Origin of the sequence: Erwinia sp. HR93, assembly GCF_034555055.1 — a bacterium.
Classification (GTDB): domain Bacteria; phylum Pseudomonadota; class Gammaproteobacteria; order Enterobacterales; family Enterobacteriaceae; genus Apirhabdus; species Apirhabdus apintestini.
Map to the genome: position 1 here is coordinate 66,557 of NZ_JAXUDP010000001.1, position 21,326 is coordinate 87,882.

A 21,326-nucleotide genomic window follows, 5' to 3' on the forward strand; every position below is an offset into this window, starting at 1 on the left:
CTGCCTGAATAAGTGGTAAAGAAACGGGCATTATCCAAAGATAGTCCCGGGATGCAAGCACAGGAAAGTTCCGGTTTACAGCGCCGTCTGCTCTGTGCTGGAATCATGCCCCAACTCTTTGGTGCGGAATATGATACAGCCATGATGCAAGCGCTTCAGTTTTCACGTCTGGTGCTGGACTGGTACGACAAATACGGGCGAAAAACCCTTCCCTGGCAGCAGCAGAAAACGCCCTATAAAGTCTGGCTGTCTGAAGTGATGCTTCAGCAAACGCAGGTGGCAACGGTTATCCCTTATTTTGAGCGCTTTATGCAGCGTTTTCCAGAGGTGACGGATTTAGCGTCAGCGCCGTTGGACGATGTATTACACCTGTGGACCGGGCTGGGCTATTACGCCCGCGCCCGCAATCTCCACAAAGCCGCCGCGATCGTTGCCCGGCAGCATCACGGCACCTTTCCGCAAAATTTTGACGAGATAGCCGCACTCCCCGGCATTGGCCGTTCCACCGCCGGGGCGATTCTCTCTCTGGCGCTGGATAAACACTACCCTATCCTGGATGGCAATGTGAAGCGCGTGCTGGCGCGCTGTTACGCCATCGCGGGCTGGCCGGGCAAAAAAGAGGTTGAGAACCGCCTGTGGCAATTAAGCGAAGAAGTGACGCCGGCGCGCGGCACCGCGCAGTTTAACCAGGCGATGATGGATCTGGGGGCAATGGTGTGCACGCGTTCGCGCCCAAAATGCGAACTGTGCCCGCTCAGCGGCGGCTGTGAGGCCTACGCTCAGGGTACATGGGCCGATTATCCGGGTAAAAAGCCTAAGCAGACGCTGCCGGTGCGCAGCGGCTGGTTCCTGTTGATGCAGCATGGCGACGACGTGTTTTTAAATCAGCGCCCGCCAAGCGGCCTGTGGGGCGGGCTGTACTGTTTCCCGCAATTTACCCGCGAAGAGGAACTCCAGGGCTGGCTGGCGCAGCGCGGCTTAAGCGCCGATTATGTGCAGCTTGCCGCGTTTCGCCATACGTTCAGCCATTTCCATCTCGATATTATTCCCGTGTGGCTTTCTGTGTCCCACAGCGGCGGCTGCATGGATGAAGGTGCGGGTCTTTGGTATAACTTACCCCGCCCTCCTGCCGTAGGTCTGGCCGCGCCGGTTGAGCGCCTGTTACACCAATTACGCAGTGAACCGCCTTCCGTTCACCGCATTGTTAATGAGGATTTATCATGAGCCGCACTATTTTTTGTACCTATCTTGAACGCGAAGCCGAAGGGCTGGACTTTCAGCTCTACCCCGGTGAACTCGGAAAACGAATCTATAATGACATCTCAAAAGAGGCTTGGGCGCTGTGGCAGGCAAAGCAAACAATGCTCATTAACGAGAAAAAACTCAATATGATGAACCCTGAGCATCGCAAACTATTAGAGCAAGAGATGGTGAGTTTTCTTTTTGATAAGAAAGATGTGCATATTGAAGGCTATACGCCGCCTGAAGCTGAATAAACGGCCGCTTAACATACCGGGCGTTAAGCCCGGATAACTAACGCGATGCTGTTCCGTAAACTCTTAATCATGCGTCGAAAACAATGAAAAAACTGTTAGCGCTGGCTCTTTTAGCTCCCCTGCTTATCTCCTGCTCCGATAAAAAAACGGACGGTTTTCACGAAGAATGGGTCAAAGATACCAACGGTTTCGATATTCTCATGGGGCAGTTTGCGCACAATATCGAAAATATTTGGGGCTTTAATGAAGTACTGATCGCCGGCCCTAAGGATTATGTGAAATATACCGACGGCTACCAAACCCGCAGCCATATTAATTTCGATGCCGGGACAATGACCGTTGAAACGATAGACGGAACCGAGCCGCTGGAACATTTACGCCAGGCGATTGTAATGACACTTCTGATGGGCGATGACCCCGGCAGCGTCGATTTATATTCTGACGCCAACGATATCCATATATCAAAAGAGCCGTTCCTTTATGGCCAGGTCGTAGACAATAACGGCGAACCTATTCGCTGGGAATGGCGGGCTAAACGCTTTGCCGACTGGCTGCTGCAAAACCGCCTGCAGCGCAGAAATAGCGGCCTGCATATTATCTACAGCGTGAAGCTGAATCTGGTGCCGAACCACCTGGATAAACGTGCGCACAAGTACCTTGATTTGGTGCGCGAGGCGTCCCGAAAATACGGGGTGGATGAATCGCTTATCCTCGCCATTATGCAAACGGAATCGAGCTTTAACCCTTACGCCGTAAGCAATTCTGATGCGCTGGGCCTGATGCAAGTAGTGCAGCATACCGCCGGGCTGGATGTGTTCCGGGCAAGAGGCAAATGGGGGAAACCAAGCCGAAGCTATCTGTTCGATCCGGCGAATAATATCGATACCGGCACCGCCTATTTAGCAATGCTGGGCGATGTGTACCTTTCCGGCATCGATAATCAAACCTCAAAACGCTACGCGGTGATTACCGCCTATAACGGCGGCGCAGGCAGCGTGCTGCGCGTATTCGATCGCGATAAAACCCGCGCCTTTAGCCTGATTAATAGCCTGACGCCGGATGGCGTTTATCAAACGCTGACATCGAAACATCCGTCTGCCGAATCGCGGCGCTATTTGCAGAAGGTTAACGCCGCACAGCGCAGCTATCGCCGAACGCGTTAATAGAGCCTGTCAGGCGCCACAGGCGGTTTTTCTCGCCGGGTTTGTAAGATGATAAACAGACCCGGCCGCGCTATACCGTAGCAGCGTTGGCGTTGGCGTTGGCGTTGGCGTTGGCGTTGGCGTTGGCGTTGGCGTTGGCGTTGGCGTTGGCGTTGGCGTTGGCGTTGGCGTTGGCGTTGGCGTTACAGAATAAATCAGGCAGGCCTGTCAGCAAACACATAAAAAGTTGATAGCCTATGCAGCGTCTTAACCCGTAGTGTAAATAAAATGCGCAGTTCGCCAACCAATGCATCCTATTTGCGACAAACCCATTGACGCATACGGCGCTTTACGGTTTAATGCGGGCCGTTGCCCGGATAGCTCAGTCGGTAGAGCAGGGGATTGAAAATCCCCGTGTCCTTGGTTCGATTCCGAGTCCGGGCACCACTTATTCATACACGGACGTCCATTGACGTCCGTTTTTCTTTTTAAAGTCAATAAACTATCTACTTTATCCCCTTCCCTGACGTTCATTAACATTCATCAACATCCACATTGCCTTGATGGTATATCTGTTGGTATTGTTAGTTCGATACGTTTTGTACCATCACAGGGAGGGGTAAACGATGGCTCTCACTGATGTCAAGGTAAGAAATGCCAAGCCCGCCGACAAGCCTGTAAAGCTCACTGACGGCAACGGCATGCATCTTCTTATTCATCCCAATGGCTCCAAATACTGGCGTCTACAATACCGCTTTGCAGGAAAACAAAAGCTACTGGCTCTTGGGGTCTACCCTGCGGTCTCTCTTGCTGATGCCCGTAACCGTAGAGATGATGCCAGAAGATTAATTGCTGCTGGTATCGACCCCTCCGAAAAGAAAAAAACAGAAAAGGTAGAGCAAAGCGGCGCTCTTGCTTTTGAGTCCGTTGCCAGAGACTGGCATGCAAGCAACATCAACTGGTCAGAAACTCACGCAGAGAGAGTGCTGAACAGCCTTACCAACCATGTGTTCCCTGTTATTGGTAAACGAAACATTACCGACCTCAAAACCCGTGACCTACTCCAACCAATTAAGGCGGCTGAAAAGTCCGGGCATCTTGAGATTGCTGCTCGTCTCCAGCAACGTATCACCGCTATCATGCGATATGCTGTCCATAACAGTATTATCGATAGTAATCCTGCACAGGACTTAGCAGGTGCCATTGCAACAGCAAAACGAGTCCATCGCCCGGCTCTTCCATTTGAACGCATTACAGAGCTTCTGAGCCGCATTGAGAGCTACAGAGGAAGACTGCTCACCCGCCTTGCTGTGCGACTCACTTTACTGACTTTTGTTCGTTCAAGTGAGATGCGTTTTGCCCGCTGGTCTGAAATTGATTTCAAGAATGCGCTCTGGACGATACCTGCAGAACGTGACGAACTTCAAGGGGTAAAACACTCCAGCCGTGGCTCAAAGATGAAAACCCCTCACCTTGTCCCATTAAGCAAGCAGGCAATAGCAACCCTGAGAGAAATTCAGAAGCTCAGTGGCGATCAGGAAATCATCTTCATTGGCGATCACTATGCCTATAAACCAATGAGTGAAAACACCGTCAACAATGCGCTTCGTAAAATGGGCTATGACACCAAAACAGAAGTTTGTGGACATGGTTTCCGCTCTATGGCCTGTAGTGCCTTAATCGAATCCGGCTTATGGTCAAAAGATGCTGTAGAACGTCAAATGAGCCATCAGGAGCGTAACCATGTTCGCGCTGCTTACATCCATCTTGCTGAACATCTCGATGAGCGTAGGCTAATGCTACAGTGGTGGGCTGACTATCTCGATGCCAATCGAGAAAGAGCAGTCAGGCCGTTTGAGTTTGCCCACAGGTGATCGTTTTGGGTTAGAAAACCAAGCCTAACCGATTGATAACCCATCACATAACAGCATGTAACCCCTTGTTTTGAATATATTTGAATAGCCATCATAGGTTGATGGCTACTACACCATTCTATTATGATTTTTCAGCAATATTTGATATCGTAGCAGTATTAAATACCGAGGAATAACCATGATATCAGGTCTTAATGGTGGAAATTTTATCCTTAGCTCGATGGCTAAGGAAAGAGTCAAATCAGGTCTACTTGATAGAGCAACAATAGAAGGCTCTAAAGGGGAGTATACCGTGATTTTTGATGGTTCAGAATGGGAAGGTAAGCCATTAGTCTTAAGTAGTTCCAGACAGCCTTACGAAGCACGAGTCTTCAAAAGCATAGATGGTGCAGCTGCAGAACTACTACGCATAGGCTTAAGTGAAGCTTCAATCAAAAATACCACTAAATCGAACAATAAATAATCAGGTTTAAAATGGATATTCAAAAAGAAACGCTTTTTTCAGAAGTTGAAACTGCTAACAGTAAGCAGGTTGCTGTTTTGAAGGCTAACTTTCCGCAGTGTTTTGATAAAAACGGAGCGTTTATTCAAGAAAAGCTGCTTGAGATCATCAAATCATCAGATGTTGAACTCTCTAAAGAGTCATACAGCTTAAACTGGCTGGGTAAGTCCTATGCCCGGCTGTTGGCTAACCTACCACCGAAGACGTTGCTCACCGAAGATAAAGACCATAACCAACTTGAAGAGAACAAGAACAGTCAGAATCTGTTGATCAAAGGGGATAACCTCGAAGTACTGAAGCATATGATTAATGCTTATGCTGAAAAGGTGAAGATGATTTACATTGATCCTCCATACAATACAGGTAAGGATGGATTCGCATATAACGATGATCGCAAGTTTACACCTGAACAGCTTTCTGCACTTGCAGGTATTGATCTTGATGAAGCTACCCGTATCCTCGATTTTACTGTCAAAGGTTCAAGTAGTCATAGTGCATGGCTTACATTCATTTATCCTCGTCTTTATATTGCTCGCGAACTCCTACGCGAAGATGGTGTGATCTTTATTTCGATTGATGAAAATGAACTGAACCAACTGAAAACCATTTGTGATGAAATATTTGGTGAAGCAAACTTCATAGAAAATATCGTATGGAATAAACGCATTCCAAAGAATGATAAAGGCATCGGGAACATCCATGAGTACATCCTTGCTTATGCAAAGACTAATGAAATAAGCAAAGAGTTTTTGATGCGGAAAGATGGAATCGATGATGTATATCAATTCATTGAGAAATTAAAAAAAGAAAAGGTACCATTAGATAGAGCAGAGCAGCAACTAAAAAAATTCTATAGTTCTAATGGATATGACCGCGGAATTACACTTTACAATGGTCTGAATGAAGATTACAGGCCATGGGGTAAAATTAATATGAGCTGGCCTAATGCAGATTCATTTGGTCCTACATATGAAGTTTTACACCCTTTAACTAACAATCCTGTAAAAATCCCAGACAGAGGTTGGCGCTGGAAAGAAGAAACTTTTAACGAAATTGCGAAAAGAATAGATGGAAAATATACAGACATTAAAAAACTACATGATGGTAGCACCATCTGTGGTGGAATTTGGTTTGCTTGTACAGAAAACACCCAACCAAGTTCGGTGAAATTTTTAGATGAAGTTGAAGAGTTTTTACTCAGATCAATTATTTCAACCAAAAGTGATGGTGGTGTTGAGGTTGAAAACCTCTTTGGTGGAAAAGGATATTTTTCTTACCCAAAACCAACAAGTTTAATAAAAATACTATTTGGTTCGGTAAACTCCAAAGCTAATGATATTTATCTTGACTTTTTTGCAGGCTCTGGAACAACAGCTCATGGTATTCTAGAGTTAAATATGGAGGATGGAAAGAATAGAAACTTCATTTGTGTTCAATTAGATGAAAAAACAGATAAAAAGAAACAAGCTTATAAAGAAGGATATGAATCCATCTTCGACATAACCAAAGATCGTATCATCAAAGCTGGAGAAAAGTTAAAAAAAGAAAATCCCGATTATGATGGAGATCTTGGCTTCAAAATATTTGAAACAGTTAACGACTTCCGTGCAAAAAATGAATCAGAACTAACCCTCTCTAATCTTACTTTCTTTGATGATGTTGTACTGACTCCTGAACAGTATGACACCCTATTGACTACATGGTGTGTGTATGATGGCAGCTTGTTAACAACACCAATTGAAGATGTAGATCTTAACGGCTACAAAGCACACTTATGCGATGGTCGCCTGTATCTGATTGCGCCAAACTTTACCAGTGAAGCACTGAAAGCTTTACTTCAAAAGTTAGATATGGACAAAGACTTTGCGCCAAACAAAGTCGTATTTTATGGCAGCAACTTCGAAAGTGCGAAACAGATGGAACTTAATGAAGCATTAAAAAGTTATGCCAATAAAAAATCAATTGATTTGGATTTGGTGGTGAGGAACTAAACATGTCTAAAGGGTTCACATTCGAAAAGAACTTACCTCATCAAAAGGCTGGCGTTGATGCGGTCATGAATGTTTTTGTTTCCGCCATACCTCGTCAGACGGATCATGTTGCTATTCGCCTGTTAGCTAATCCAGAACTGAATCTATCTGAACAACAATACTACAACAACATAAAAAATGTTCAGGAGTTCAATGGTATTGAGCATTCAAAAGATAATTACGATGCTAAAAGCAACGTAATTGATGTTTCTATGGAGACAGGTACAGGTAAAACATATACTTACACCAAAACAATTTTTGACCTGAACAAATCATTTGGTATTAACAAGTTTATCATCATTGTTCCTACCCTATCTATCAAAGCTGGAACAGTTAACTTTTTAAAAAGCGATGCTTTAAAAGAACACTTTAGAGACGATTACGAGCGTGAACTAAAGACTTACGCTGTTGAAAGCCAGAAAAGTTCGGGTAAAAATACAAAATCGTATATGCCTCAAGCTATCCATGATTTTGTTGAAGCAAGTAATTTCAATAAGAAATATATACACGTTCTTGTGATCAACTCAGGGATGATTAACTCTAAGTCTTTAACTGACACTTATGATGTTGGATTGCTTGATAATCAGTTTGATACACCATTTGCTGCTCTTAGTGCGGTTAAACCATTAATTATTATTGATGAACCTCATAAGTTCCCTACAGGTAAAAAAACATGGGAAAACATTGAGAAATTTAACGCTCAATATATTATCCGATATGGCGCAACCTTTAGCGAGGGCTATAAAAACTTAGTTTATCGTCTAACAGCTGTGGACGCATTCAATGAAGATCTCGTTAAAGGTATTCAAGCTTATATTGAAGATATGATTGGTGATGGTAGTGCCAGCCTCAGATTTGTTAAATCTGATGGGAAAGAAGCCACTTTTGAACTTAATGAAAATGGGAACAAAAAAACATTCAGATTAGCAAAAGATGAATCACTATCTAAAACACATAGTGCAATTCATGATTTAACGCTGGATGCCTTGAACAAGAGCACGGCAGTGTTGAGTAATGGTATTGAACTAAAAATTGGTAGTTCAATAAACCCCTACTCTTACGATCAGACGCTCGCTGATAACATGATGCTTAAAGCAGTCAAAGAACACTTTAAGTTAGAAAAAGAGTATCTGACACAAAGACCACGTATAAAGCCTCTTACTCTATTCTTCATTGATGACATTGAAGGGTATCGTGATGGTAATGATATTGCCGGAAGCCTGAAAACTAAGTTTGAAGCGTTCATTTTGGCAGAAGCGAATGAACTGTTAAAAACAGAAAAAGATGAGTTTTACAGAAACTACCTAGAAAAAACTGTTAAGGATGTATCTTCTGTTCATGGTGGTTATTTTTCAAAAGATAATAGTGATAAGGATGATAAAATTGAACAAGAAATCAACGAAATCCTTCATGACAAAGAGCGTTTATTATCTTTAGAAAATCCTCGCCGTTTCATTTTCTCTAAATGGACGTTGCGTGAGGGATGGGATAACCCAAATGTCTTTCAGATTTGTAAGCTCCGTTCGAGCGGTAGCACCACATCTAAACTTCAAGAGGTAGGGCGTGGTTTACGTCTTCCAGTGAATGAATACATGTGCCGTGTGAAAGACCGCAATTTTAATCTCAACTATTATGTTGATTTTACAGAAAAAGATTTCGTCGATTCTCTTGTCAAAGAGGTCAACGATAGCTCTTTCAAAGAAACAGTTCCAAGTAAGTTTACTCAAGAACTTAAGGATAAAATACTATCTCAGTATCCTGAGCTTTCATCCAGAACACTCATGAATGAAATCTTTGATGATGGGATCATTGATGATAATGAAAACTTCAAAGGTTCATATGCCTATAGCCGCTTAAAAGCTAAATATCCGGCAGCATTCCCTACAGGAGTGAAACCAAGCAAAATTAAAAAAGCCACTGATGGAAAAAGACGGAGTAAAATGCGTGTTGGTAAGTTCAGTGAGCTGAAAGAATTATGGGATTTGATAAATCAAAAAGCAGTGATTGAGTATAAAATAAATAGCGAAAAGGAATTCTTATCCATTTTCAAGTCATTTATGCTCGAAGAAACAAAAAGATTCACTAAATCAGGCGTTCATACTCGCATTGATAGAATTTATATTCATAATGATATGGCAATGTCGAAAAGTATCGTCAGTGACGATGATAACTTTGCTAAACTAAACACAATGAGCTATCGGGAATTTCTTGATAACTTGTCACAAACTATTTTTGCTAAACACGACACCTTACATAAGGTTTTTTGTGATATAAAAGACACTATCAATATCACTGAATACCTGAACATTCAAACAATCAGAAAGATTAAATCTGGTTTTAGCAAGTATTTGTTGAACAATTCATTTAACAAATTCAGCCTTGGATATAATGTGATTTCAGGTTCAATTCATCCTACAAAGTTCACTAATGCAGACGGTGAGCCTGTGAGTGAGGTATTATCAAGTGATCTTGGCATATTGAATGACAACACAAAACCACCGTTGGATTCTTATCTTTTTGAAGAAGTCTTTTATGACTCAGAGCTTGAAAGGCTCAACATAACAGATGGAGAGATCCAGTCTGTAGCTGTTTTTACAAAGATACCGAAGAACTCCATTAAGATCCCGGTAGCAGGTGGATACACGTACTCCCCTGACTTTGCATATGTTGTCAAAACAAAAAAAGGTGATTACTTAAACTTTATTATCGAAACAAAAAATGTAGATGGGAAGGATAGTTTAAGACTTGAAGAAGAACGTAAGATAAAACATGCACAAGCACTATTCAGTCAAATAAGTAAATCTGTCAAAGTCGAGTTTAGAACACAATTTTCTGCAGACAGAATAGCCGAACTGATTAAACAAGTTGGATGATAACATTTTTTTATGGAAAAGGGCCGTAAGGCCCTTTCCTTTTCCCTTGAAGGGAACTCTCCATTGGAGAGAATACATATCCCCACACTTGGGGCAAATAAATCAGCCCATTGGGCTGTAAACTACTCCCCATATATGGGGCAATCAGACACTTAATGAAGTGAATGTTCTCAAGGAACCCTTATTAAATATAATATTAAATGCAGATTGTCAAATATATTTTAATGTTTATTAAAAATATATTTGCTATCACCAATCACAAATAAATTTAATCCTCCATAATTATAGGATCAAACCAAGCTCCTAATATCTTATCTTTTTTATATCTCATGGTATATTACTGAATGTCAATATATGGTATGTAACAACCAGAGAGCATTTGTATAGGCTGCTATTAGTTGACACTCCTTTCCCCGTTGCTGTTTCCTATAAAAGAGCCAGAGATAGATAATAGCATTTTTATTTCTATCCTATTCACTCTGGATCGCTCGGCTCACAGCTTATTGGGGCGCTCGGAACATCAACATAGAATAAAACACCTATCATTTAAATAAATCATAAGATTTTACATGTCAAGCTAACGCATCAAATTATATAGAGGTTTCTCACGGCTATAGGCACTTCATTTCTGCCTCCCAACCATATCCTCAAGAAACCTTTTTCCTCGTAATTTTAATCTTGCTTTATCTTCAATGCTAATATTCGTCAATTGTAATATGAGTCCTAATATTAACTCTTTATCCACCTCTTCTACTTTACAGCCCGCAGCTTTAGCTACTTCAGCACCCAAAATGATCTTTAAGCGTGTCTCTGCGCTCTTGGATAGAGATTTTTCTTTACTCTTCAAGCGATTCAGACGCATCTGTGCTGAGGCTATTTTTTGTTTAATTGTTTTTTCTGTTCTAAGCTTTTTACCTTCTTTATTTTTAATGAATACATTATCTTCTTTTTCCACTACAAACTCCTTTTATATTATTTAATTCGTTAATTCATAAATAAACTCGTTTTATGATTAAGTAAAGGTAATGGAAGAAAGATATTTAATATTGTCTAGTTATATTAAACATCTGAAAGATTGAGGCAAGGTTGTTGAAAGATAAAATTTGAGTATTTCTGATAAATAGTATTCGGGTAAGCTAGCTCACCCGAATGTTTTGCTAATTACTTTTTAGACAGCTTCTCTAATACCTGCATTAACAGGGCAGTGATAACAAAGCAAAGTTGTAGCCCCATATACATGATTATTTTATCATTAGGAATATTCTTTGACTCCATAAAAACACCCAGTAAATGGATAGTAGATATTGAAACTACTGAAAAGAAAACCTTATTTTTTAGAGATTCCACATCCATCTTGCCTATCCATGACAACTCATTATCTGCCCCTTTTACATTCAACCGCGAGACAAAGTTTTCATACCCGGAAAAAATCACCATAACAAGCAATCCCCCTATCAGAACGAAGTCGATAAGTGATAGCAGGCTAAGTATTATTTCTTCATTGTTGTAATGAGCTACGTTCGACACTATCTCATACAACTCTACAAAGAATTTATAGGCTAAAACTATCAGACTGGCAGATAGTCCCAGATATACCGGAGCCATTATCCATCTTGCTCCAAATAAGATACGCGTAAATAAATTGCCCATAAAAATCTCCTGTTCTAAACACAATGACTAACTGCCAACTTATTGATTAAATTACCATTACTTAACTATTGTTTTTTTCGAAAATCAAAGGCATTTCAAATGAAAACAGGTCTCTTCTTGACCTGACTCAATATGTCATTATATTTGATAAAATAAAAATAATGTTGCGAACACTAGCAACTGTAAAGCTGCTCTACAAAGAACTGTTACTTTTATACCAAAAACAAATAAAAGAGGGATTCTCTATGAAGTTATGGAACAAAACGATTTTGGCTGCAGCAATAACCCTTCTCATTGCTGGTTGTGATGACGCGGATAAGAAAGTGGATAGCAACCTTAATCAAGCTAAGGAAGCCGCCAGCCAGATTAAAGATGCTGCTGCTGACAAAGCTTCATCCATTAAAGACGAAGCGGATAAGCATATTGATGCTGTTAAGCAGGAAGCCGATAAGCAAGCAGATCAACTCACTGAGAAGGCAAATTCCATCAAGGCAGAAGCTGACGCTAAAGCACAAGCTTTAGCTGATCAGGCTAAAGCCAAAGGAGATGAAGTGAAAGCCGATGCTAAACAAAAAAGCGATCAAGTAGTAGAGAAGGCTGAACAAATCAAGGCACAAGCCATCTCCGGTGCTAACGAGCTGGCAACTGATGCTGCGGCTAAGACCCAAGAAATCAAAGACAGCATGAAAAAGGATAATACCCCAGCACAAGCTGATTCTACCCCAACTGAAAACAAACAGTAATTACAGAAGGCAATATGGGTATTTTATCTTGGATTATCTTCGGCCTTATCGCTGGTATCATCGCAAAATGGATTATGCCGGGTAAAGAAAACGTAGGGATTATCGTCACCATTATTCTGGGGATCGTCGGTGCTGTTGTAGGAGGCTACATTAGCACGTTCTTCGGATTCGGTAAGGTTGATGGGTTCAACTTTGGTAGCTTCGTCGTGGCAGTAATTGGCGCTATCGTTGTTCTATACATCTACAACAAAGTTAAAAGCTAAAGTTATAAAGAGGGGCATAGGCTATGCCCCTCTTACAAAGGCAAGGACTTAAACATGGAATATTACGGGATTGTTCTGCTTAAGTTTGTTATCGGGTTTGTTGTTGTCATATCTCATCTGAACTTTTCTGGCAAAACCCAGCTTTCACAAATGACTCCAGTTGACTTCATCGGGAACTTTGTTCTTGGCGGGATTATAGGTGGCGTTATATACAGTGATGCTATACCTATGCATCAATACATCATTACATTGTTTATTGGTGTTGCTCTTATTTCTTTACTCAATTGGGTAAGTAAACACGTCTGGTTTTTCAGGTCATTTACCATTGGTGAGCCAATCCCGATCATTAAAAACGGAAAGTTTTTGATGGAAAATATACTCAGGCGTCGAAATAAAATAGATATCATCAATGTCGCGTCTCAACTCCACTCTCAGGGCGTACATTCATTTCAGGAAATACGCTATGCACAAATAGAGCCAAGTGGTTCTCTGTCTGTGGTTTGCGAAGGCGGTAAAATGCCGTCAATAATTCTTATGAAAGATGGAAGAGCACGCCTTTCAGAACTCAACGGGATTGAGAAAGACGAAGAGTGGCTCGATAACCTACTCAAAGAATCTGGAATAGAAAGAGAACAGGTATTCATTGCAGAGTTCTGGGATGGAGAAATTACATTTATCCTCAAAGATGGGAAAGTGAAGCGAAATCAACATTGATACTTAAAGTATAAGCTGCAATTCATTTCTTTTACATGACTAACAGGTAAGAACTATGACTATCACAGCACGCCTTGGAGGCCGTACACTTCTTGGTGAAGGAACTTACGTTATCCCATCAACTGAAATTTTATCTGTTTCGGTAAGCTTAACACCTGAAAAATTCCCGGAACTGGCAGAAGCAAAAACGTTAACACTCAATGTTGAATACAATGACTCAGGAGAAAAGCAAACGGTCTTTTTTTCTCCTGATGGTGAAAATAGCTCGAAAATGACTCTTTGCAACTGGAATAATAGTTTAGGGACCACGCTAAACACATTGTATCCACTGATAAATATTGAAGGAACAATGGTAGAGCTTTGCCTCTATAATGTGAGGGTGGGAGAAACAAACGTTTTAACTCTCCAGTTCTGGCTTCCAGAGTTATAATTTTTGATCAATAGCAGTGTAATAAATATCTTTTAAAGGAGTTAATATGGCTGGTTGGTTCGAATTAGATAAAAGCGTTAATAGTCAGTATAAATTTGTTCTTAAAGCTGGTAATGGAGAAGTCATCCTGACCAGTGAACTTTACACTACCAAAAACTCTGCAGAAAATGGTATCGCATCGGTTCAGGCAAACTGCCAACTTAATGAACGATACGAACTGAAAGATTCATCTAATGGAAAGTTTTATTTTAACCTAAAAGCGGCCAATCATCAGGTAATTGGCACCAGCCAGATGTACGCATCTAAGCAATCCCGCGATACAGGTATCGCTTCCGTTAAAACAAATGGAACAACAGCAACGATCAAGTAAAAAAATTTTGGGTTGTGGTGGTAAAACGACAATGCATTTTATTGCTGTTTCCTCAGGTTTATCGCAAATCGAACTTCAGTATGCTCAACCTTGGGAACCTCTTCCAAAAGAAAAGACCATATACAACATTCACGTCGAATAAATCACACTAAGAAATGCTCAGTAGTATATTGCTGATCATCAATCTTCAATACTTTAATACCATCCACTTATTTGTTACATTGGAAATTACTATAGTAGCATTTTTGCTTACCTTAATAATCATAATATCCCCAACTAACTGGCAATCGACAATCATTTCTAAATGAGCGTTCCATAAAATGAGGTGAACCTCTCGAATTTGTATTTGTATTTGTATTTGTATTTGTATTTGTATTTGTATTTGTATTTGTATTTGTATTTGTATTTGTATTTGTATTTAGGCAATGTATAAAAACAAGGGTGATGTTGAACTTACATTAAAACTTAACTCAATTAATTTGACATAAAGTAATTTGAATTATAGATTGAATCAGAATAAACAAAGACCAACTTACAGACAAAATTAACTTTATTAACAGCAGGAGCGTGCATGTGAAATATCTAAAATCTAGCTTTACTACTATAGACAATCTTCTGGATCTAGTAATTAACACCAAAGCGTTTCGAAGAAATGCTATTACTTTATTTGGTCTTTTGTATTATACAGAAGTTGTTGTATTGTTACACAGACACTATTAGAAAGTGTCTGTGCGAACTTGTTTTAAATTTTTATAAATAATACCAGAATCTTTTCATGCGAGAACCATATATTAACAATTTGAATTACCACTATAGGTATAAAACCCCTGATAAATCTACTCTTTATCTGCAATACCTTTTTCACATGCATTATTATTCATTATTGTATTATATTTTTCAATATACTTATTCATTAGAAGTTTTTTATTGTAATTTAGTTCTTTCTGGTTGAATAATGTTTTTTTTATCTCACTCTTTGAATAGCCATTGTTAACCATTATAGCAAGTTTATTCATGTCTGTTATTCTTTTCATAATATAAATACACGAGCTTTGATTTTCCTCGCAAGAGTTATTTGCTATGTAGTCTTTACCTTTCTTTATATCCTCTTCCAATCTGCCGTTTCTCTTTAAGGCAAAGAAATAGTCGATTCGATTGTCTTGAAATATCGGAGAATATTGGTCGTATTTCTCATCAACATAGATTTTGTTGTATTTACCATCAACAAAAACAAGTGATAGCGGTAGTAAATTATATTCAGCTTCTGCCATAAGCGCTCTACTATTTAGTTGATCAGCTTCTATTGGCTTTAGTGAAGCATATATATAACTTGAAAACACTAAACTTATAATTAAAAAAACCTTTTTCATATTTTAATATCCTCTATTGATTACTCATTTACTAGTATCAAATACTAGAAGAATATCAATAGAGGAGCTTTAAAAAGTTATCTCAAAGATTTATTTAAATTATTATAATCTCTTTTGATATCATAACAATTATAAGCTAAATTTTTTGCTTCGGGAACCAATGACAACATTTTTACCATTTTGATAGCTTGTTTTTTATCGATACGACAAGCTATTGATACCTTACTTAACAACTTTTCGCCTGTAATGAGTTTAGATTCTTGACTCATTTCACACGCACAAGTTAGCTCACCAACTTCCACACCCTGAACTTTGGAGGGAAGTTCTGCTGCATGTGCTGGTAGAAGCAAAAAACCCAGTAAAGCTACCAGTATAGATTTTACTCTCATTGATCATCTCACTTTGAATTATAGAGGGAAAAATAAAAGTATCAGAAAACTCAAATCATAGAAAGTCCTATCAGCTGCGCTGTATGATTGTTGTAAACAATCAGTAGTTGAACAGGCTTGCCTGTTAATGATGGGATTTATCCCGAAAAAATGGCATTTTGGTTTTAAAAATAAAATGTCAGTAAGCTAAAAATAAAATCATGCAACACAAACGAGTGCAACCACTAACATATAATACCTAATACTCTCCCCGTTACTTATTTTATTAAATCAATGAAAACATTTTCATTTGTTATCTTTTGATTCTGTTTTTTGATTTTAACCTGTGAAATGTGCAACACATAAAAGCATCTGTTATTTTTACTATTTTATCTCAACTCCTCTTTCCCGCCTTACGGCGGGAGAGAAAAGAACTCCATTTGCCCTTACGGGCGCTATATAAAAAAATATTTTTAATATAACTACGCTACCTCAGCCGTTCATCCAATTCTAGCCATGTTAATTTCACAGGCATTAAATCTAGTGTTATTAATTAAGAGTAAGAAAACTTTATACATTGTCGTTATTTTTAGCTCCTTTAGGAGATATAAAAATAAAGCAATGCCCACCTATACACTGCTACGCAGTGTGTGGGGTCTACCGACGGTTGCCTGCCGCAGGCTAAAAACAAAACCAAGGTCAACGTCAACACCAGAGTTTTTCTTACGAAAAACTAAAACCAGCATAGTCACATTGGAGATTCATATTTGGTTTGATATTTAAATTTATATTGAGGTTGTTTTTATTGTATGGCTATTTTTCATCTTGATTTTAAAATTGTGAAACGAAGTGAGGGGAGATCTTCCGTTGCGAAAGCTGCCTATCATGCTCGTTGCAGAATCACAGATGAAAGAACAGGTGATACCTATGATTATGGTCGCCGTACTGATTTGTACGGGCATTTCATATTAGCACCAGTTAATGCTCCAGAACATATCGTAAAAGACTCTACAGCATTGTGGAATGAAGTTGAAAGAGTCGAGCGCCAGAATAACGGTCAAACCGCCCGTTATTTCGATGTTGCTATTCCCACCGAGTTAAATAATGATGACAAGAAAAAGCTTGTCCTTGAGTATTGTCAAAAAAATTTTGTAGAAAAGGGAATGATTGCTGATATCGCTTTTCATGATCTTGATAGCGATAACCCACACGCTCACGTTATGTTGACATTAAAAACCATAGGCCCGGAAGGCTTTGGTAAAAAAGAAAGAAGCTGGAACGACAGAAAAATGTCTGTTTTATGGCGTGAATCATGGTCATTGATGGCTAACAGCTACCTCGCTGCTGCAGGTTCATCAGAGCGTATTGATCATCGTTCCCTTTTGGCCCAGCATGAGGAAGCATTAGAGAAAGCAGCGGTTGCTCTGGATAATGAAGAAAAAGCATTATGGCTTGCCAGAGCTGCCGAAACAAATCGCCCTGCAATGAAACGTATCCACAGTGCCAAATGGCGTAGTAAAGCAGCTCAAGAGCAAAGAGCCGCAGAACAGGCTGTTCGTGATGCAGCTAAGCAGGAAGCGGTTGAAGTCTACAAAACATTCAGTGAACTTGACCTTGAAATCGTCATTGATGTCAGAAGTTTTACGATTACACATCTTGCTGAACCAGAAGAGATCGTATTACCTGAAACACACTCCGGCTCTTCTACTGATGAGAATCAAAGACCTGTATTGGTAGCACCAGCTCCTCATACTCGTATGCGTGGCGTTAAATCTTACCGTGATAAAACAAAAGTCAGTAAAGTTGTTGCTGGTAAAAAACCATCGGTCAGTATTTCTGATTCTGGATCAAATACTATTCTGCAAACATCCTCCTCTCAAAACCCAAACAGGGCATCCAGAAGCGCTCCTGAACGTGTTAAAAGGAAACAGACTATTCCGCGTCAGGATAATATCTTTAAACGCTTTACAGCCCTTTTGGTTGATTTTATCAGGGGTAAATTTATATGGGCTAAAACAGGCAAAACTAAAGTTGATATTATCAGTGAAGAACATGATAAGCGTATTGCTGAAAACTACGTCTTTGATGAGGTATTAGGCCGTCATGTTCTACGCCCTGAATATGAGAAACGAGCTAAATTTAACCAAGATGACTACAAGCCAACGACTGACGAGATCACCCGTTTCCCAAGCCGTCCGAAGCAGGAACAACCAGAAATCGATCACAGCAAGGATCTAACCCCTTCTATGCCATCCCTACAAGCCAGAGGAAGTAATGTGTCAAAATCAAAGCCTCCGGGCTACTGGAAATAGAACCAATCTAATTACTTTAACTTTGGTTACTCTGGTGGTATTATTTTTAAACCCAATTTTTGTAAGGAATTTAAAATGAGTACTGTTTATGTAGTTGTTTTAACGTATATAAAATCACTGGAAGAAGTTGACGCGCAGATACCAGCCCATGTTGAATGGCTTAAAAAGGGTTACTCGGATGGTGTGTTTCTTGCCTCGGGCAGGAGAATTCCAAGAAACGGTGGCATTATACTTGCCAAATGTGACAGCCTTGAATCTTTGGAAGAACGCCTTAGTCAGGATCCATTCCAAAAATTAAACATTGCTAAAGCTGAAATTATTCCCTTTGAAGCCAGTATGAAAGTTCCTCTTCTTGATAAGATTTTTTGACTTTATCGAATTTTAGTAAATGATTTTCTGCGTAGGATATTATTCGTCGCGTCGAATAGGTGCTAAGCTCTACAAAGTTCAGTCCGTTTAGTTGTTTATGATGTTTGGCGATTGTCCAGATAGCGCAATCCGGACTGAGCTTCCTGAAAGTGATATACACTCATGCAGCTTCAGGTTAATGAAGCGTAACTCAGATATTCCAACTCTAAGAATTTCAATCCTGATGGCTCAGAAACCGAGAATTGTGGTTATTAGCTGCGTATCTACGCACGTTATCTGGCAGAGTAGCTTATGAGCAATTCCCTTGACGGATTGTTTTTATATGTTATTAAATTAAAAAAATCCAATACCAAAGGTGAAACATGAAAAAGATAAATTATCCAATGGCAATATACATTTTATTATCCTGCCTGACGCTTATAACTACCATAGGTACTTCTTTAATATATTTCATAAATGGAAATAAAAACATCCCCATACTATCGATGTTATGTGGCATAACGTTGGCTTTATGGTTAGCTACTACGATTATTTTTCTCCCCCTATTCAAAAACTACAAATTATTTATGAAAAAATAGGCGGTATAAAACACCGCCTCTCTTATCTTAGGCTTTATTCTTCATTGCTATTAGTTCATCATATGTGATCATTAACTTAATAGTTATCGATGTCGCAAATATCCAGACAACAATATACACGAGTGCCATTATAATATAAAATATAATTGAACTGAACACTCCAGCGTCTTTCAACGAATCCAGCATACTAATGTATGGATTTTCAACATTAATCGTTTTGAATATTAGAATACTTGCACTTAACGTTGAAGAAACCAATCCCGTTGTATCAACAAGCTTTTTGAAATAATGGATATTCACATTCGAACTATTCATCACCATCTTATGTATTATAATACCAAATGCCAGTGGTGATATAAAAAGAGTCAGGTGATGACTTGCATCTATAAACGAATCAATAAAAAAGCCAACTATAACAACAAGGAGAGGTAGAATAAAATAGATCACCCACTGCGCTTTCGTTAATATTTGGACTTCTTTTTTTGTTTCACCATTTTCACTTTCCTTAGCTTTATGAAATGACAAATCAACAGTACAGTTAATTTCAACTCCGTCAATAATGCCTTTCAGGTTCACATCACCAATTTTCTTTTTTTCATCCCGACATGATAAAGAAACACTATTTTTATCTACATTATTATCATTCATTAGTCTACCTTAACTTCATGGAATTTGTAAGCAATATAATGTTATATTAAGTGTTACAATAGTACAACACAATCATCAGGCTCCCCATTTTTGGTAGTACATGAAGCCACATCGTCATAAAACGATGCGGCTTTAAGAATAACATAAGTTAAATTACATCCTTCTTCTGAATACAACATTATCAGAGAATATCGCCTTACCAGCTATAAATCCAACAGCCGAAATTATTGGTAGGCTAATAGTCGCCCCAGCCATTCCTGCAGACATTCCGATCAGTATAGACAGGCCGAAGGTCAATAATATAACCACGAAAGCATACCAGCCGGGGTAGGCTCCATACAGAACCGTCGCCATGCAGCCGGTGCAGACATAGACGCCTCTCTGACTTTCTTTCAGGCAAAACGGACACTGGATAGTTTTGTTTTCCATGATAGCCCCCTTAGAGCGCTTTCCAGCCATTGCTGGTTTTAACAAGATTCATGGCACCATCAGCAGGTCCGTTCATCCCTTTCACTCCAGAGAATGTGCTTTTGTCCACCCATGATGGAACATCAGTTAATTTCCACGTATAGGTGACGCGAACAACTTTCTGATTACCGTTGCCCGGCTCGGTCCATTCCTTCACTTCATCAACAACGCGGCGACCAATACAAACTCCTTCCTTGGCATCCCAGATTTTGGCTTGTTTACCTTCATCTGTTATCCCAAGCGTGTTGTTATCCCAGCCTTTGACAAAGGCCATTAAGCCCTGTTCTACGAGACCGTCGAGGATCACAGACCCTGTTCCAGTCCCTGTTTCATCAAATCGCGGTTTGGAGAGCTGGACAGGGAATGTGACGTCATTGTTTCGGAGTGAAAAACAGGTTTTCGATTGACCAATTTTGGCGTTGATCGCTTTCTCAAAGTCACCTTTTTCACCACACCCCGCCAGAACTAACGCAGCGCCTGCCATGAGTAAGATTTTTTTCATCTTCATATTCCATCAACGTTAATGAACTGACTGTTCGTGGCAGGATTGAAAGGAAAAGAGATCCTACTCCGAAGCGGATCGCACCCGACCCACAAACAGTCTGTTTAACCAATTGATAGAATTGAATTATTTTTAATGTTCGTCATATCGTTTAAATCGATCGATAAAAATCAAACAATAGCCATAGACTATCAAACATATGATATCGATCGATTAAAACAATTGAATAATCGATCGATAGATCGTTTTTAATCGCCAGAAGCTATCAATAATAAATTATCGATCTTTTATATCAATTGATTGATAGTGGTGGTCAGCAATGGAACGCCACAGTTGGGGGGCTTTGGCTGGATGTTCGGAGGGATAAGGAACGAAGCAGCACTCATGGTTTGTTGTGCTGCCTAATTAAATCAGCGTCAATTGTTATTTGACTTTACGTCTTTCAGCATAGGCTTTACGGGCTTCGTTCAAACTCATTACATTAGCCCTACCACCATAACTTGGATCTTCTTCTTGAACAGGATCATCTTCCCAATAGCAAACCGGACAAATTTCATAGCTCCCGACTTCCGAATATTCATATTTATGGCAACAGGGGCATAAATGTACTGAACTATTTATCAT

General features: G+C 39.8%; 24 protein-coding genes and 1 tRNA gene. 16 read left to right on the top strand and 9 right to left on the bottom strand.

Annotation, left to right across the window (positions count from 1 at the left end; translation table 11 throughout):
* Window positions 1–141 precede the first annotated feature (141 nt).
* The 3 genes from mutY to mltC all read left to right on the top strand — a co-directional run bounded on the left by mutY (window position 142) and on the right by mltC (window position 2,659).
* Complete coding sequence (gene mutY, locus SFA31_RS00315) at window positions 142–1,224, top strand: A/G-specific adenine glycosylase (protein ID WP_322836203.1); 1,083 nt, start codon at window positions 142–144, stop codon at window positions 1,222–1,224.
* A complete protein-coding gene (locus tag SFA31_RS00320) occupies window positions 1,221–1,496 on the top strand; it encodes an oxidative damage protection protein (RefSeq protein ID WP_322836204.1) in 276 nt (91 codons plus the stop codon). The genes mutY and SFA31_RS00320 overlap by 4 nt, the downstream gene beginning before the upstream one ends.
* A gap of 83 nt (window positions 1,497–1,579) precedes the next feature.
* Window positions 1,580–2,659 (top strand): membrane-bound lytic murein transglycosylase MltC, encoded by a 1,080-nt coding sequence (gene mltC, locus SFA31_RS00325; RefSeq protein WP_322836205.1) that lies wholly within the window; start codon window positions 1,580–1,582, stop codon window positions 2,657–2,659.
* Window positions 2,660–2,729: 70 nt separating this feature from the next.
* Here mltC and SFA31_RS00330 read toward each other — a convergent pair whose 3' ends face one another.
* Window positions 2,730–2,879 (bottom strand): hypothetical protein, encoded by a 150-nt coding sequence (locus SFA31_RS00330; RefSeq protein ID WP_322836206.1) that lies wholly within the window; start codon window positions 2,877–2,879, stop codon window positions 2,730–2,732.
* 130 nt (window positions 2,880–3,009) lie between these two features.
* On the opposite strand from SFA31_RS00330, the gene SFA31_RS00335 reads away from it, so the two are divergent.
* From SFA31_RS00335 to SFA31_RS00355, 5 genes are all read left to right on the top strand, one after another.
* Window positions 3,010–3,085, top strand: a tRNA-Phe gene (locus SFA31_RS00335).
* Between the two features lie 179 nt (window positions 3,086–3,264).
* Window positions 3,265–4,512: a tyrosine-type recombinase/integrase gene (locus SFA31_RS00340; protein WP_322836207.1), complete on the top strand. Its 1,248-nt coding sequence runs from the start codon at window positions 3,265–3,267 to the stop codon at window positions 4,510–4,512.
* A gap of 178 nt (window positions 4,513–4,690) precedes the next feature.
* The gene (locus tag SFA31_RS00345; RefSeq protein ID WP_000623194.1) at window positions 4,691–4,975 is read left to right on the top strand and encodes a hypothetical protein; all 285 of its coding nucleotides are present in this window, start codon (window positions 4,691–4,693) and stop codon (window positions 4,973–4,975) included.
* Window positions 4,976–4,986: 11 nt separating this feature from the next.
* Complete coding sequence (locus tag SFA31_RS00350) at window positions 4,987–7,005, top strand: site-specific DNA-methyltransferase (RefSeq protein ID WP_322836208.1); 2,019 nt, start codon at window positions 4,987–4,989, stop codon at window positions 7,003–7,005.
* A 2-nt stretch (window positions 7,006–7,007) separates the two neighbouring features.
* Window positions 7,008–9,917, top strand: coding sequence for a type III restriction-modification system endonuclease (locus SFA31_RS00355; RefSeq protein WP_322836209.1), 2,910 nt, complete (start codon window positions 7,008–7,010; stop codon window positions 9,915–9,917).
* Window positions 9,918–10,539: 622 nt separating this feature from the next.
* On the opposite strand, the gene SFA31_RS00360 is transcribed toward SFA31_RS00355, so the two are convergent.
* A complete protein-coding gene (locus SFA31_RS00360; RefSeq protein WP_322836210.1) occupies window positions 10,540–10,872 on the bottom strand; it encodes a conjugal transfer protein TraD in 333 nt (110 codons plus the stop codon).
* Between the two features lie 206 nt (window positions 10,873–11,078).
* Window positions 11,079–11,567, bottom strand: coding sequence for a TIGR00645 family protein (locus tag SFA31_RS00365; RefSeq protein ID WP_043015963.1), 489 nt, complete (start codon window positions 11,565–11,567; stop codon window positions 11,079–11,081).
* A gap of 245 nt (window positions 11,568–11,812) precedes the next feature.
* On the opposite strand from SFA31_RS00365, the gene SFA31_RS00370 reads away from it, so the two are divergent.
* The 6 genes from SFA31_RS00370 to SFA31_RS19010 are packed head-to-tail and all read left to right on the top strand — an operon-like array spanning window position 11,813 to window position 14,229.
* A complete protein-coding gene (locus SFA31_RS00370) occupies window positions 11,813–12,310 on the top strand; it encodes an E3 ubiquitin--protein ligase (protein WP_322836211.1) in 498 nt (165 codons plus the stop codon).
* Between the two features lie 14 nt (window positions 12,311–12,324).
* Complete coding sequence (locus SFA31_RS00375) at window positions 12,325–12,573, top strand: GlsB/YeaQ/YmgE family stress response membrane protein (RefSeq protein ID WP_023344890.1); 249 nt, start codon at window positions 12,325–12,327, stop codon at window positions 12,571–12,573.
* Window positions 12,574–12,627: 54 nt separating this feature from the next.
* Complete coding sequence (locus SFA31_RS00380; RefSeq protein WP_108704835.1) at window positions 12,628–13,287, top strand: DUF421 domain-containing protein; 660 nt, start codon at window positions 12,628–12,630, stop codon at window positions 13,285–13,287.
* 55 nt (window positions 13,288–13,342) lie between these two features.
* Entirely contained in the window at window positions 13,343–13,717 is a 375-nt protein-coding gene (locus SFA31_RS00385; RefSeq protein WP_322836212.1) for a hypothetical protein, read from the top strand.
* A 46-nt stretch (window positions 13,718–13,763) separates the two neighbouring features.
* Window positions 13,764–14,087, top strand: coding sequence for a YegP family protein (locus tag SFA31_RS00390; protein ID WP_322836213.1), 324 nt, complete (start codon window positions 13,764–13,766; stop codon window positions 14,085–14,087).
* A 31-nt stretch (window positions 14,088–14,118) separates the two neighbouring features.
* On the top strand, window positions 14,119–14,229 hold the full coding sequence (locus SFA31_RS19010; RefSeq protein WP_416208342.1) for a hypothetical protein: 111 nt from the start codon (window positions 14,119–14,121) through the stop codon (window positions 14,227–14,229).
* A 694-nt stretch (window positions 14,230–14,923) separates the two neighbouring features.
* Here SFA31_RS19010 and SFA31_RS00395 read toward each other — a convergent pair.
* A complete protein-coding gene (locus tag SFA31_RS00395; RefSeq protein WP_322836214.1) occupies window positions 14,924–15,457 on the bottom strand; it encodes a hypothetical protein in 534 nt (177 codons plus the stop codon).
* A 77-nt stretch (window positions 15,458–15,534) separates the two neighbouring features.
* Window positions 15,535–15,846 carry a hypothetical protein gene (locus SFA31_RS00400; RefSeq protein WP_265824223.1) on the bottom strand — a complete coding sequence of 104 codons (312 nt, stop codon included), beginning with the start codon at window positions 15,844–15,846 and terminating at the stop codon, window positions 15,535–15,537.
* Between the two features lie 788 nt (window positions 15,847–16,634).
* Between SFA31_RS00400 and mobQ the strand changes: the two genes are divergently transcribed.
* Together mobQ and SFA31_RS00410 are read left to right on the top strand one after the other, a co-directional pair.
* Window positions 16,635–18,137: a MobQ family relaxase gene (mobQ, locus tag SFA31_RS00405; RefSeq protein WP_322836215.1), complete on the top strand. Its 1,503-nt coding sequence runs from the start codon at window positions 16,635–16,637 to the stop codon at window positions 18,135–18,137.
* Window positions 18,138–18,212: 75 nt separating this feature from the next.
* Window positions 18,213–18,506, top strand: coding sequence for a YciI family protein (locus tag SFA31_RS00410; RefSeq protein ID WP_032260060.1), 294 nt, complete (start codon window positions 18,213–18,215; stop codon window positions 18,504–18,506).
* Between the two features lie 605 nt (window positions 18,507–19,111).
* On the opposite strand, the gene SFA31_RS00415 is transcribed toward SFA31_RS00410, so the two are convergent.
* The 4 genes from SFA31_RS00415 to SFA31_RS00430 all read right to left on the bottom strand — a co-directional run bounded on the left by SFA31_RS00415 (window position 19,112) and on the right by SFA31_RS00430 (window position 21,326).
* Complete coding sequence (locus SFA31_RS00415) at window positions 19,112–19,732, bottom strand: hypothetical protein (RefSeq protein WP_032260063.1); 621 nt, start codon at window positions 19,730–19,732, stop codon at window positions 19,112–19,114.
* A gap of 153 nt (window positions 19,733–19,885) precedes the next feature.
* Window positions 19,886–20,161, bottom strand: a complete 276-nt coding sequence (locus SFA31_RS00420) for a hypothetical protein (protein WP_322836216.1) — start codon at window positions 20,159–20,161, stop codon at window positions 19,886–19,888.
* A 10-nt stretch (window positions 20,162–20,171) separates the two neighbouring features.
* Window positions 20,172–20,702, bottom strand: coding sequence for a membrane lipoprotein lipid attachment site-containing protein (locus tag SFA31_RS00425; protein WP_080893865.1), 531 nt, complete (start codon window positions 20,700–20,702; stop codon window positions 20,172–20,174).
* 423 nt (window positions 20,703–21,125) lie between these two features.
* A complete protein-coding gene (locus SFA31_RS00430) occupies window positions 21,126–21,326 on the bottom strand; it encodes a CPCC family cysteine-rich protein (RefSeq protein WP_322836217.1) in 201 nt (66 codons plus the stop codon).

Bases quoted from the DNA above. Each gene is read 5' to 3' on its own strand.
- mutY (WP_322836203.1), top strand. From the start codon at position 142: ATGATGCAAGCGCTTCAGTTTTCACGTCTGGTGCTGGACTGGTACGAC.
- SFA31_RS00320 (WP_322836204.1), top strand. From the start codon at position 1,221: ATGAGCCGCACTATTTTTTGTACCTATCTTGAACGCGAAGCCGAAGGG.
- mltC (WP_322836205.1), top strand. From the start codon at position 1,580: ATGAAAAAACTGTTAGCGCTGGCTCTTTTAGCTCCCCTGCTTATCTCC.
- SFA31_RS00330 (WP_322836206.1), bottom strand. From the start codon at position 2,879: ATGTGTTTGCTGACAGGCCTGCCTGATTTATTCTGTAACGCCAACGCC.
- SFA31_RS00340 (WP_322836207.1), top strand. From the start codon at position 3,265: ATGGCTCTCACTGATGTCAAGGTAAGAAATGCCAAGCCCGCCGACAAG.
- SFA31_RS00345 (WP_000623194.1), top strand. From the start codon at position 4,691: ATGATATCAGGTCTTAATGGTGGAAATTTTATCCTTAGCTCGATGGCT.
- SFA31_RS00350 (WP_322836208.1), top strand. From the start codon at position 4,987: ATGGATATTCAAAAAGAAACGCTTTTTTCAGAAGTTGAAACTGCTAAC.
- SFA31_RS00355 (WP_322836209.1), top strand. From the start codon at position 7,008: ATGTCTAAAGGGTTCACATTCGAAAAGAACTTACCTCATCAAAAGGCT.
- SFA31_RS00365 (WP_043015963.1), bottom strand. From the start codon at position 11,567: ATGGGCAATTTATTTACGCGTATCTTATTTGGAGCAAGATGGATAATG.
- SFA31_RS00370 (WP_322836211.1), top strand. From the start codon at position 11,813: ATGAAGTTATGGAACAAAACGATTTTGGCTGCAGCAATAACCCTTCTC.
- SFA31_RS00375 (WP_023344890.1), top strand. From the start codon at position 12,325: ATGGGTATTTTATCTTGGATTATCTTCGGCCTTATCGCTGGTATCATC.
- SFA31_RS00380 (WP_108704835.1), top strand. From the start codon at position 12,628: ATGGAATATTACGGGATTGTTCTGCTTAAGTTTGTTATCGGGTTTGTT.
- SFA31_RS00385 (WP_322836212.1), top strand. From the start codon at position 13,343: ATGACTATCACAGCACGCCTTGGAGGCCGTACACTTCTTGGTGAAGGA.
- SFA31_RS00390 (WP_322836213.1), top strand. From the start codon at position 13,764: ATGGCTGGTTGGTTCGAATTAGATAAAAGCGTTAATAGTCAGTATAAA.
- SFA31_RS19010 (WP_416208342.1), top strand. From the start codon at position 14,119: ATGCATTTTATTGCTGTTTCCTCAGGTTTATCGCAAATCGAACTTCAG.
- SFA31_RS00395 (WP_322836214.1), bottom strand. From the start codon at position 15,457: ATGAAAAAGGTTTTTTTAATTATAAGTTTAGTGTTTTCAAGTTATATA.
- SFA31_RS00400 (WP_265824223.1), bottom strand. From the start codon at position 15,846: ATGAGAGTAAAATCTATACTGGTAGCTTTACTGGGTTTTTTGCTTCTA.
- mobQ (WP_322836215.1), top strand. From the start codon at position 16,635: ATGGCTATTTTTCATCTTGATTTTAAAATTGTGAAACGAAGTGAGGGG.
- SFA31_RS00410 (WP_032260060.1), top strand. From the start codon at position 18,213: ATGAGTACTGTTTATGTAGTTGTTTTAACGTATATAAAATCACTGGAA.
- SFA31_RS00415 (WP_032260063.1), bottom strand. From the start codon at position 19,732: ATGAATGATAATAATGTAGATAAAAATAGTGTTTCTTTATCATGTCGG.
- SFA31_RS00420 (WP_322836216.1), bottom strand. From the start codon at position 20,161: ATGGAAAACAAAACTATCCAGTGTCCGTTTTGCCTGAAAGAAAGTCAG.
- SFA31_RS00425 (WP_080893865.1), bottom strand. From the start codon at position 20,702: ATGAAAAAAATCTTACTCATGGCAGGCGCTGCGTTAGTTCTGGCGGGG.
- SFA31_RS00430 (WP_322836217.1), bottom strand. From the start codon at position 21,326: ATGATAAATAGTTCAGTACATTTATGCCCCTGTTGCCATAAATATGAA.